Origin of the sequence: Thalassobacillus sp. CUG 92003, from assembly GCF_013618635.1 — a bacterium.
Classification (GTDB): domain Bacteria; phylum Bacillota; class Bacilli; order Bacillales; family Halobacillaceae; genus CUG-92003.
In genome coordinates this window covers 1-12,032 of record NZ_JABLSJ010000020.1, presented here as the reverse complement: position 1 = coordinate 12,032, position 12,032 = coordinate 1, and the positions used below count along the sequence as shown (strand labels likewise).

Genomic DNA, 12,032 nt, shown 5'->3' with positions numbered 1-12,032 from the left:
CTAGTTTTTTTCTTCTGTGACTTGATAATTGTGGAGCAGATGATCGATGAAGGCTTTACCTGCTGATGACATGAACCCTTTCTTTTGGTAGATGATGCCAACTTCTTTTTTGGGGATGGGATCACTGATAGGAATAACTGTCACTCTTGGATCGTTCATCTGTTCCACATATTTTTTAGGCAATATGGTAATACCTGCGTTATCAGCAGTTATTTCTAATAAGGAAAATAGGTCGGATAGTTCGATAATGGGATCGATCTTAATGCCGGATTCTTTACAATAATGATCGACGATTCTCCGTATGAAATAACTTGTTTGCAATAGTAACAGGCGAAATTTGGCCAATTCTTTCATTTTTATAGAAGGTCCAGACGCTAACTCATGGTTTCTGGAACAGACAATATACAGTTCAGCTGTAAATAAGCACCGGCTTTCTAAACGGTCGTCCTGAACAGGTAAAAAGACAACGCCAAGGTCATAGTTAAAATCAAGAACATTTGCTACTGTGTCTTCCGTAGTATTGTCTATAATGGATAGCTGGATATTGGGGTACAGCTTATGAAATGAAAGAATTGATGTATGAAGTAAATGGTTGCCTGAACTCCCAATCGTCAAACGACCTCGAGACAGCTCATTAATTTCGGCAATTTCTTTTGTCGCTTGATCGAGCTCGTAAAAAACACGGTTTGCCCGCTCCATGAGCACTTTGCCCGCATCGGTCATGAATATTTTTTTCCCTTTCTGATGAAATAATTTTGCCCCTACCCTGCTTTCTAAAATACGGATTTGCTGACTTAACGTCGGCTGGCTGATTCCTAAATTTTCAGCTGCCCGGGTATAGTGCAGCTCCTTACTGACAGCGAGAAAATACTCCAATAAACGAGTGTCCATAAAACCAACCCTTTCATAGTTACTGACTATTGTTTTTATAGGGATAATAGTATTGTACTATTAATATCACTGCCATACAATTAATTTATATCATTTTAATATTTAGAATATTTAAAAATATAGAAATGGCAGAAAGGTGGATTTTTGATGTCAGAGTCTTATACAACCAGCACAGCTTTTTTGGAGTCCCTCCACGAAGCGGGAGTATCTTATATTTTTTCAAACCTTGGAAGTGATCATCCGGGAATCATAGAGAGCTTAGCTATTGCCCGTAAACAAAATAAACAGCTTCCGGAAGTCATTACATGTCCTCATGAAATGGTAGCGTTAAGTGCCGCTCACAGCTATGCCCAGGTAACAGGTGAGCCACAGGCGGTAATTGTGCACGTGGAATGTGGTACACAGAATCTTGGTGGAGCGATTCACAACGCTTATAAAGGCAGAATTCCTGTTCTTGTTTTTGCTGGAGCATCCCCCTATACGCAGGAAGGCGAACTGACAGGAAGCCGGAATGAATTCATCCATTGGATTCAGGACGTTCCTGACCAGCGAGGCATTGTTAGAGGCTATATGAAATACGATAACGAAATCCGGACGGGAAAGAATGTGAAGCAGCACGTCCATCGTGCTTTGCAAATAGCAAATAGCCAGCCGAAAGGACCTGTATATTTAATGGGACCAAGAGAAGTGATGGAAGAAAAAGCTGTCCCTGTAACGATCTCTCGGGAAATGTGGCAGCCTATTGCCCCTAAAGCTTTGCCGCCACAAGAAGCAGGTCAAATAATCAGTGATCTCAGCAAAGCTGAGAAACCAGTCATTGTAACCTCATATCTTGGTAAAAACCAATCATCCGTTGAGGAACTGGTGAAACTGAGTAATAATTTTGCCATCCCTGTCATTGAATCGGTGCCGAATTATATGAACTTTCCATCCGATCACCCCATGCACTGCGGTTACCAGTGGAATACACCAGAACAGAATGAATTGTTGGGAGAGGCAGACCTTGTGCTTGTTTTTGATAGTGATGTTCCCTGGATTCCCACTACAAATAAACCTGCTGCCGACAGCACTGTCTACTACTTTGATGAAGATCCCGTCAAACAAAATATGCCACTATGGTACATCCCTTCTAAGCGATTCTATGAAGTAGATTCTTATACAGCATTAAAGCAACTGAACGAAACTATCAATACTGCTCCATTGCATGAGGAAATTGTCCGTAGCCGAAAAGAAAAAATTACAGCCTATCACCAAATTCAACGGGAGGAATGGAAAGAAGCGGAAAAATATAACCAGGATATCATCACCCCTGAGTATTTGACGGCTTGTATAAGAGAAATGATCGATGATAACACATTAGTCATTAATGAAGGCATTTCTAACTTTGATACAATTTACAAACACCTGCAAAGGAATAAAGCGGGGTCGATTATTGGAAGTGGCGGTGGATCGCTAGGATGGAGCGGAGGGGCAGCACTCGGCGCGAAACTCGCAGATAAGTCAAAAAAAATTGTAAGTCTGACAGGGGACGGCTCGTATATGTTCAGCGTTCCATCTACTGTTCATTGGATGTCACGAAAATATGAACTCCCTTTTTTAACTGTCATTTACAATAATCGAGGCTGGAAATCACCGAAATTATCCACATTAGGTGTCCATCCTCAAGGCACAGCTTATGATACGGATCAATTCTGGGTAGATTTTGATCCCCATGCTGATCTTGCTCAAATAGCAGAGGCAGCAGGCGGGGCGTTTGCTTGCACTGTTAAACGACCTGATGACTTGATTCCCGCGCTGGAAAAAGCATGGAAAGCAATAGAAGAGGGGAGATCAGCTGTTTTGGATGTTCAGCTTCCAACATGGAGACGTACAGAAAAAGAACTCGAATTAGCAGGCGTTCAGGAAAAGCAGGATATGGGCAGGTAACGCGACCATTACTTCACATAAAACAAAAAAAGGAGTGGATGTTATGGAAAACTTCGAAACTATGAACAAGAGCTTTATTAAAGGAAAGTGGGTTGAGGGAGCAAGCGAGAATGCTTATAACGATCTCAATCCATACGATGAATCTACCATTGCAAGCTTTCCTCTAGCCTCAAAAGATCAATTAGAAGATGCCTTTGAGGCTGCTCACCAGGCGCAAATGAAGTGGGCTGAAAGCACTGCTGAAGAAAGAAAAAGGGTCATTCATAATACTGCCGACTACTTGAAAGAACATCGGGAAGAAATCGCCCAACTGATAGTCAAAGAATCCGGTGGCACCATGCTCAAAGGAAATGTCGAACTGCAACTAACCCTGGAAGTTGTGGAGGAAGCACTTAACTATGCAGGAGAACTGGACGAGGTAAGGGAAATTCCTTCCTCTATTGAAAATAAAGTAAATAAAGTTTACCGGCTCCCATTAGGTGTCGTATCTTCCATTTCTCCTTTTAATTTCCCTATGAATCTATCAATGAGAAGTATCATTCCAGCGATTGCCCTTGGTAACAGCGTTGTTCATAAGCCTGACATTCAGGTCGGTTTGATTGGCGGGGTGGTCCTTGCTAAAGCCTTCGAGCATGCTGGTCTCCCTGGCGGTGTATTCAATATGGTTTTGACGGATATTCCGGAAATAGGTGACGGAATGATTACCAACCCACATGCTGAATTAATAAGTTTTACAGGCTCAACAGCAGTTGGTAAACACATTGGGGAAATCGCAGGCCGTAATTTAAAACGAGTTGCCCTGGAACTTGGCGGGAACAGCCCTTTTGTAGTTTTGTCAGATGCTGATGTGGACCAGGCTGTCCGTGCTGCAGTGTTTGGAAAATTTGTGCATCAAGGACAAATTTGTATGAGTATTAATCGCTTGATTGTACACAAAGACCAACATGATGCTTTCGTTGAAAAGTTAACCGAAAAAGTGAAAGCCCTTTCATGGGGAGACCCTGGTGATCCTGACACAGTAATAGGTCCATTAATCAATAGGCAGCAAATTGACAAAGCACTCAGCTATATCGTACAAGCAAAGAAGGAAGGTGCACACCCGATATTAGAAGGTAAGCTTGAAGGAAATGTCCTGACTCCTTCTGTCTTAACCCATGTCAGTAATAAGAGTGAGGTGGCAAAGTCGGAAATGTTCGCTCCGATTGCCCTTATCATTAAAGCTGAATCGGATGAAGAGGCTGTCGAGATGGCAAATGATTCTGCTGGAGGTCTAAGCTCTTCTGTGTTTACGAGTGACCTTGCCAAAGGAGAAGAAATTGCATTGAAAGTAAAAGCGGGAATGACTCATCTCAATGATCAGACCGTAAATGATGCACCAGACATTCCTTTTGGCGGTAACAAAGAAAGCGGCGTTGGAAGGTTTGGGAATCCGTGGGTGGTCGATGAGTTCACCTCGACAAAGTGGGTTTCCATTCAACGTGAAGCACGGTCGTTTCCTTTTTAAGAAATCTTTAATAATAGGAGGAATTATGATGCATAGACGCTTATCCTTCCTGATGACTTTGTTTGTAATTATGTTGGTGGCTACTGCTTGTGGAGGGTATTCCAACCCTAATAAAGAAGCAGCAGAAGAGCCTGTTAGTCCACTGACAGCCAACACTTCAAGCGCGGCTGCAAAAACCGAGACTGATGGTGATGTATTGACGCTTCGGCTAGGGCACCAGACCCCTAAAAAGACTAATTATCATCGAGCATCCGTTCGATTTAAAGAGCTGGTGGAAGAGAAAACAAATGGGAAGGTCCGCATAGAAATTTATCCATTTCGGGAATTAGGGACAGATCGAGAACTGCTTGAGGCCATGCAATTTGGAACCTTGGATTTGGGGATGATTTCCGGACCTCCGCTCGCTGGTTTTGCTCCAAAAGCATCTGTTCTGGATTTGCCGTATCTGTTTAAAGATTGGGAGCATGTAAACAACTTTCTCGGATCTGATGTGGAAAAAGAGTACCGTTCCTTGATGGAAGAAGTGAACTTGAAGATATTCGGAACAATGGCAAGAGGTTTTAGGCATGTGACGACTTCCAATGGACCAATCAAAAGTCCGGGAGATTTTAATGGCAAATCCCTTCGGGTGATTGAGAGCCCTGTCTACGTCGATTCTTATAAAGCACTTGGAGCAAGCCCGCAAAGTATGAATTTTGGAGATGCATACACTGCTCTTGAACAGGGAGCTATTGACGGTCAGGAAAATACGATTGACATCGTACATGATGAGAATGTCTTTGAAGTGAATGAGCATGTTTCCAAGACGGGAGTTCATTTCGTGTTTGGGTTTTTGATGGCAAGTAAAGACCGATTTGATAGTTGGCCGGAAGATGTGCAAAAAGCCATTTTAGAATCCGGAGAACAAGCTATTGAGGTAACGAATGAAGAGAATGAAGTCCATGAAGAGAAGTATGAAAATATCCTTAAAGAGGAAAAAGGGATGCAAGTCCACGAAGTGGACAAGGAACCTTTTAAAGAAAAGGTGGAAGTTGTTTATGAAGACTGGATAGATGAATATGGTAATGAAATGTTAAAAAAAATCCAGTCTTTAGAAGAAGAGTGAACGGTTAAGGAGTGTGCGGCCGGGATGGCACGGCATTGTTTGATGCTTATGATTGATTCCTGTTAAGCACCTCCTTCCTATGATCAAGCAACAAAAAGGAGTGTGGCAGTATTGAAACTCTTGGACAAAATCAGCTATTGGTTAGATTGGATCGTACGGAAGTTCATTACTATTTTCTTAATTGTGATGACCACGATTCTTGCGCTTCAAATTATCGAAAGGTCAGTATTTAATGGCGGATATGTATGGACAGACGAATTATCACGCTTTCTTATGATTGCTCTTGTGTTTTTTGGAGCTGCTGTGGCGATGCGGGATAATAGTCATATAACCGTGTCTGTTCTTGAAGAATTGAAGCCTTCTTTATCGAGGTGGCTGGCCCCTGCAAAGTGGGTGGTCATGTTGGCTTATTCCGTGATTTTGGTCAAATATGGAATAGATACCCTGGATATTGTAGGGCCCCAGCAATCTCCGAACATGGGGCTGTCCATGGGGGTTGTATATGCCATTCTGCCTGTCTCAGGCGCGATTATGATCGTCCATTTAATTGCCCGAATCGGAAAGAAACCATCAAGTGATAATGAGGTGAAAGAATAAATGGTTACATTTTTTTTAATTATTACAATTCTATTATTCTTGCTTGGAGTGCCTCTGGGAATCACGATCGGTTTTTCTTCTATGATTTATATTATGTTAGCGGATATAACCCCGATGATTATTATCCAAAGACTTTTTACAGGGATTGATGTGTCGTCATTAATGGCGATACCTTTCTTCATCCTTGCTGGTAACATAATGCTGACCGGTGGTCTGGCTCAGCGGATGATTGACCTTGCGAATTCCTTTATAGGACGAAGTACGGGGGGACTGGCTCTTGTAACGATACTAGGGTGTATGTTTTTTGCGGCGATTTCCGGAAGCGCGGTAGCAACCGCTGCAGCACTTAGTACGCTTATGGTTCCCGCTATGGTGAAAAAAGGGTATGATCATGATTTTGCTGCATCTGTGGTTTCGACAGCCAGTCCAATGGGAGTCATCATCCCTCCAAGTGTAACCTTGATTATATATGGAAGTCTTTCGGGTTCTTCTATCTCTGATCTATATACAGCAGGAATTCCAGCTGGAATCATAGTCGGAAGCGCCTTACTTATCGTCACGTATTTCATCTCAAAGAAAAAAGATTACAAAGGAACCGGAGAGCCATTTCAAATAAAAGAGTTTGGTACTTCCCTGTTTCGAGCTTTGTGGGCGCTTGGGACCCCGGTCATTCTAATTGGAGGTGTATTTTCAGGCATTTTCACCCCAACAGAATCAGGGGTTGCTGCAGTGATTTATGCGGTTATAATCGGGATGTTCATGTATCGAGAGTTATCCTTCAAGCAATTGATTACCGTATTTTTTGATTCAGCCAAAACGACCGCCACCATTATGTTCATTATTACTAATGCCTCCTTATTCGCGTTTATTCTCGCTTATGAAAACATTCCAAGCATGCTAGTATCTGGATTTTTATCTATGTCTGATAATCCGGTATTCATTTTGCTGATCATTAATATCATTTTATTGATCTTTGGAATGTTCTTGGACACTATCGCGATTCTGGTCATAGTGGTTCCAATGTTTTTGCCGGTCATTGACGCACTGAATATTGACCCTGTTTTCTTCGGTATAGTAGTGATCATCAATACAGCAATCGGTATGTGCACACCGCCGTTTGGAGGCACCTTACTGGTGACGACGGATACAACTAAAGTACCGTTAGTCCAATTATCCTCCCGTTCCCTATTTTCTATAGGTGCTTTAGTAGTTGCGTTGCTTATCGTTACCTATTTCCCTTATACGGTAATGTTCCCATTATGGTAGCACCATTCGATCAAAAGGAAAGGGGAAGTCAGTGATGGCTAAAATTACGATTATAGGAGGGGCGGGGACACTAGGTTCAGCTACTGCTTTTCAACTTGCCAAAAAGGTACATATATCTGAGTTATGCCTGATAGACATTAACCGCCCGCTATTAATGAACCATATCATGGATTTTCAAAACGCATTTCCAGCCCACACAATATATGCCGGTTCTTATGATGATTTAAAAGACTCTGAGATTGTGATCATTACTGCCGGTACTCCGAATCGAAATAATATCTCTTCCAGGAATGCATTCCTGGAAGAGAACCTGAAACTTTTCAAGTATTTTGGAGCTGGCATAAAAAAGTATGCTCCGGATGCTTTGATAGTGACAGCATCCAACCCGGTCGACGTATTGAATTATTACATGTATAAAGAATTTCAGTTTTCCCCTCATCAGTTAATTGGTTATACGATGAATGATACGTACCGATTTGAATGGGCAATTCGCCAGGTATTGGACCTTAAAAAAAATGACCAGCTGTTTACGCCAGTTCTTGGAGAACATGGAAATACGCAAGTTCCGATTTTCAGCCAGGTTTTGTTGAATAGAGATCCGTTATCTCTTTCAGAACAAGAGCAAAAGAATGTTCATGATAAGTTAAAAGGATGGTTTAAGGAATTCAATGAATGGAACATTAACCGGACGACCGGATGGACAACCGCAATCGGAATCAGCTCTGTTATCGATCACTTATTGGAGGAAAAATGCTCTGAAATAATAGCATCCGCTGTGTTGGATGGAAATTATAGCGTCAGTGAGGTAAGTCTTGGTGTGCCAATATCAATCAACAAAAATGGTATCCAATCCATACAGGAATGGGCTTTGAGTACGGAAGAACGTCAAGCCTTTCATTCCTCGTCAGATGCGGTCCGGGATATGATCGATAAATCTATTCCTATTCGAAAAAGGAGGGTGCTATGAATATTGTCATTGCAGGGGCAGGCGCAATGGGAGGCCGTTTTGGATCGATGCTGTTTCAAGCTGGGAATCAAGTAGTGCTAGTAGACGAATGGAAAGAACATATGAATTTTATTCAACAATATGGCCTCGAGGTAACTAATGAAGCAGGAAAAGAGGTGATCCATCTTCCCGCCTCTTTTCCGGAAACCCACAACGGGGAATATGACCTTCTAATTTTATTGACTAAAGCCATGGAGACCGAGCGCATGCTAAAAAAATGCCGGCATCTCATTAAGAAAAAGACGAAAGTACTTACCCTTCAAAATGGACTTGGAAATATAGAGGTTCTGGAACGTTTTATTCCAAGAAAAAGCATCTATGCTGGTGTTACGACTTTCGCTGCAAGGATGACTGCACCAGGCAGAATGGAGGCTTTTGGTTCCGGCGTTACAGAGATCATGCACATAGATAACGAGGAAACCCCAGAAGCAAATGAATTGGTGGATACATTCAATTATTCCGGGATACACGCTTCCCTCTCGAACGATGTGATGAAGAGTATCTGGAAAAAAGCGATATTCAATTCGGTACTTAATCCCTTATGTACCCTATTGGAATCAAGCGTCTCGGAAATAGGAAGCTATAAAGAAATTGATATTCTTATTGATGGAATGATTAAAGAGGCACTTCCTGTAGCGGCGGCGGAAGGCATCGGATTAAATTTTGATGAAATTAAGCATACCATTAAAACTGTGTTTGATCCGTCGATGTCTGGTTCACATATGTCTTCAATGTATCAGGATATATTAAGAGGAAGAAAGACAGAAATTGACTATTTGAATGGTGCAATCGTCCAGAAGGCAGAGAAACATGGCCTTTTTGTTCCTAGTCATTTATTTGTTTACCAACTGATACGTATGTTAGAGGAAAGCGCAAAGAAAAAATGCACCTCCGAAAATTCACAGGTGAGATAACGATAGTAGGTGACTTCTTCAACGGGAAGTCACTTTTTATTGTGCAGATATTTCTAAAAGGATTGAAATTTCAAAAAATATCATGTATTATCATAATTAGATAACTTAGTTCACTATATTAGTTTTTAATTATCTAACCTACCTAAAGGAGTGTTTAAAGATGGGGAAAAATGTTCTTAGTGAAGCGGAAATCAAAAAGTATTATGAAGATATGAAGAAAGATTCTATAGGGCCACTCTGGTATGACCTGGGCCATATGGTTACCAAGGAACCTGTGCATGATGTAGAGCCTTATTTGTGGAAATGGGAGGCACTCCGTAACTATGCATTACAAGCAGGTGACATCCTCGAACCTGGAAAAGATGCAGAGAGACGTGTCGTTTATTTGCAGAACCCGAGCCTGATGGAGCGAGGGCTGGTCGGATATGGCACCCACACCCTTTACGTTGGAATACAATTATTGCTTCCTGGCGAAATGGCGCCATCCCATCATCATTCGCAAACAGCGGTACGATTCATTATTGAAGGTGACGGGGCTTACACAGCTGTTAATGGGGAACGGTCTTATATGTCGCGAGGAGATATGATTCTTACTCCGGCATGGACATGGCACGAACATAAACATGAGGGAACGGAGCCGATGTTCTGGATGGATGGCCTGGATGTAGGACTTGTCAGAACCCTGGCTGCTTCTTACTTTGAACCATATGAAGGAGACTTCTATCCAGAGGAACCACCGGAGAATTACTCTACTAAGAAACTGTCTGGCGGAGCGTTTGCGCCCATCGGAGAAAAGCAGGAACCTGGCTACCCTTCTCCAATTTTCAATTATACATGGGAGCGTGCGAGCTATGAATTAGATAAGTTGAGCGAGTCACCGGATAACGAAAACCCTTTCGATGCTTATGCCATCGAATACATCAACCCTACAACAGGCGGACCTGCAGATGCGAGGATTGGTACGATGATGCAGAAGCTTGTCCCTGACCAGCACACAAAAGCCCATAGACACGTCCATAGTGCTATCTATCATGTTTTAGAGGGAGAAGGATATACAGTGATTGATGGCCAGAAATTCGAATGGTCCAAAGGAGATTTCTTTATCCTTCCACCTTGGAGCTGGCATGAACATGTAAATGAAGGGGCCGAAGATGCTTATTTATTTTCAATCAATGATAAGCCAGTTATGGAAAAACTGGATTTAGAGTTCGGAGAGACTTATTCCGACAATGATGGACAGCAAAAAATTGAGAAAGTATTCGAACCTGTAGATGAGACGGTGAAAACAAAGTAAACAAAATTGAGAATCCCGAGCTATTGAAAAATCCATGGCCATATCACAGGGAGGAAAACCAGTGAAGTTAGCTATATTTAATGATAACCAAATCGGTATTGTAGATAAGGAAAGAATTGTGGATATCACTGAAAATGTTAAGTGGGATAAGACGAAGCCTTTTGATTCCTTTGTTCAACTGATGGAATACTACGAAACAAATAAAGAGGAATTGGAATCGATGAAACAATCAGAGGACGCTTATTCGTTATCCGAGGTAAAGCTTCAGGCCCCTGTCCCTGCCACCGGCAAAATCTGGGCTGCTCCGGTTAATTACTTGAAGCACCAGGAAGAGATGAATCAGCAGTTTAACAACGCTCCACGCACGATTAAAGACATCCAGCTGTTTCTCAAATCTCCTTCTTCCCTTTCTGGTCCCTCAGATCCTATAGTGCTTCCCATGGAAGGCAGTCGGACAGACCATGAAGCTGAGTTGGGCTTTGTCGTCGGGAAAAAGGGCCGTAATATCAAGACATCAGAAGCCGAGGATTATATATTTGGATACTTTGCTCTATTAGATATTTCCGTTAGAGGTAACGAAGAACGCTCCTGGAGAAAATCCTTTGATACCTTTACACCGATTGGACCCTATCTCGTTACATCTGACGAAATAGACGACCCGAACAAATTGGATTTCAAGTTATGGGTGAATGATGAGCTTCGTCAGGATGGGAATACGAGACATTTGATTTATGATTGCAATAAATGTCTGGAAGCCGTAACCCAAAATATGACGGTTTACCCTGGAGATATCATTGCTACTGGTACACCTGAAGGCGTTGGGCCCATTCAAGAAGGGGATAATGTCAAAATCCACGTTCAGGATGTTGGGGAATTCACAGTACCGGTAATAGCAGGTTATCAGAAATAGGAGGTAGGCCAAGTGGAGCATATTTATGATATCAAGGTAAGATTTGGGGACACGGATGCGGCGGGTATCGTTTTTTATCCTAACTTCTATAAATGGCAGGATCAATCTACCCATGAATTGTTTGAAGCTGCAGGGTTCCGCGTCTCCAGACTTCAATTAGAAGAACAGATAATCACCCCTTTATTAGAAGCATTCTGCCAGTTTAAAAAACCGCTGTTCTTTGAAGACAAAGTAAGTATTCATTCAGAAGTAAAAGAAGTGAATAATAAAGTCTTCCGAGTAGAACATCACTTTATGAAGGGGGAGCAGTCAGTGGCAGAAGGTTATGAATTAAGAGCATGGACTTCGACTACTGGTGATAGACCAAAAGCTGTTCCTATGCCAGAGCATATTAAGGAAGTTTTATTAAAATAAGGAAACCTAGAAGGGCCGTGGCACTCGAAAAGAGAGAGCGGTACCTGCAAAAAACAATGAGACCCGAACCATTCCTATGAGGCCACTGAAAAAGTCCCTCTTATTCTAAAATCGCGAATTTTTCTCTAATCCCGAGAAAAGTTTGCGGTTTTCTTGTACACTGAACCCAATACATAAAAGTGAGGGATTCGGATGATTGAACGTC

General features: G+C 42.1%; 11 protein-coding genes. 10 read left to right on the top strand and 1 reads right to left on the bottom strand.

The window, feature by feature from the left end:
• Positions 1-891 (bottom strand): LysR family transcriptional regulator, encoded by an 891-nt coding sequence (locus tag HOP45_RS19865; protein WP_181351213.1) that lies wholly within the window; start codon positions 889-891, stop codon positions 1-3.
• 147 nt (positions 892-1,038) lie between these two features.
• Between HOP45_RS19865 and HOP45_RS19860 the strand changes: the two genes are divergently transcribed.
• From HOP45_RS19860 to HOP45_RS19815, 10 genes are all read left to right on the top strand, one after another.
• On the top strand, positions 1,039-2,817 hold the full coding sequence (locus HOP45_RS19860) for a thiamine pyrophosphate-requiring protein (RefSeq protein ID WP_181351211.1): 1,779 nt from the start codon (positions 1,039-1,041) through the stop codon (positions 2,815-2,817).
• Positions 2,818-2,860: 43 nt separating this feature from the next.
• Entirely contained in the window at positions 2,861-4,321 is a 1,461-nt protein-coding gene (locus HOP45_RS19855; protein ID WP_181351209.1) for an aldehyde dehydrogenase family protein, read from the top strand.
• 28 nt (positions 4,322-4,349) lie between these two features.
• Complete coding sequence (locus HOP45_RS19850) at positions 4,350-5,426, top strand: TRAP transporter substrate-binding protein (RefSeq protein WP_181351207.1); 1,077 nt, start codon at positions 4,350-4,352, stop codon at positions 5,424-5,426.
• A gap of 111 nt (positions 5,427-5,537) precedes the next feature.
• On the top strand, positions 5,538-6,023 hold the full coding sequence (locus tag HOP45_RS19845) for a TRAP transporter small permease (protein WP_181351206.1): 486 nt from the start codon (positions 5,538-5,540) through the stop codon (positions 6,021-6,023).
• A complete protein-coding gene (locus HOP45_RS19840) occupies positions 6,024-7,289 on the top strand; it encodes a TRAP transporter large permease (protein WP_181351204.1) in 1,266 nt (421 codons plus the stop codon). It begins immediately after the preceding gene.
• A gap of 34 nt (positions 7,290-7,323) precedes the next feature.
• Positions 7,324-8,256 (top strand): malate dehydrogenase, encoded by a 933-nt coding sequence (locus tag HOP45_RS19835; RefSeq protein WP_181351202.1) that lies wholly within the window; start codon positions 7,324-7,326, stop codon positions 8,254-8,256.
• The gene (locus HOP45_RS19830) at positions 8,253-9,209 is read left to right on the top strand and encodes a ketopantoate reductase family protein (RefSeq protein ID WP_181351201.1); all 957 of its coding nucleotides are present in this window, start codon (positions 8,253-8,255) and stop codon (positions 9,207-9,209) included. Before HOP45_RS19835 ends, HOP45_RS19830 begins: the two co-directional genes overlap by 4 nt.
• Positions 9,210-9,369: 160 nt before the next feature.
• On the top strand, positions 9,370-10,503 hold the full coding sequence (locus HOP45_RS19825) for a cupin domain-containing protein (protein WP_181351199.1): 1,134 nt from the start codon (positions 9,370-9,372) through the stop codon (positions 10,501-10,503).
• A 61-nt stretch (positions 10,504-10,564) separates the two neighbouring features.
• On the top strand, positions 10,565-11,413 hold the full coding sequence (locus tag HOP45_RS19820; protein WP_181351197.1) for a fumarylacetoacetate hydrolase family protein: 849 nt from the start codon (positions 10,565-10,567) through the stop codon (positions 11,411-11,413).
• A 12-nt stretch (positions 11,414-11,425) separates the two neighbouring features.
• Entirely contained in the window at positions 11,426-11,827 is a 402-nt protein-coding gene (locus HOP45_RS19815; protein ID WP_181351196.1) for an acyl-CoA thioesterase, read from the top strand.
• Positions 11,828-12,032 lie beyond the last annotated feature (205 nt).

Bases quoted from the DNA above. Each gene is read 5' to 3' on its own strand.
- HOP45_RS19865 (WP_181351213.1), bottom strand. From the start codon at position 891: ATGGACACTCGTTTATTGGAGTATTTTCTCGCTGTCAGTAAGGAGCTG.
- HOP45_RS19860 (WP_181351211.1), top strand. From the start codon at position 1,039: ATGTCAGAGTCTTATACAACCAGCACAGCTTTTTTGGAGTCCCTCCAC.
- HOP45_RS19855 (WP_181351209.1), top strand. From the start codon at position 2,861: ATGGAAAACTTCGAAACTATGAACAAGAGCTTTATTAAAGGAAAGTGG.
- HOP45_RS19850 (WP_181351207.1), top strand. From the start codon at position 4,350: ATGCATAGACGCTTATCCTTCCTGATGACTTTGTTTGTAATTATGTTG.
- HOP45_RS19840 (WP_181351204.1), top strand. From the start codon at position 6,024: ATGGTTACATTTTTTTTAATTATTACAATTCTATTATTCTTGCTTGGA.
- HOP45_RS19835 (WP_181351202.1), top strand. From the start codon at position 7,324: ATGGCTAAAATTACGATTATAGGAGGGGCGGGGACACTAGGTTCAGCT.
- HOP45_RS19830 (WP_181351201.1), top strand. From the start codon at position 8,253: ATGAATATTGTCATTGCAGGGGCAGGCGCAATGGGAGGCCGTTTTGGA.
- HOP45_RS19825 (WP_181351199.1), top strand. From the start codon at position 9,370: ATGGGGAAAAATGTTCTTAGTGAAGCGGAAATCAAAAAGTATTATGAA.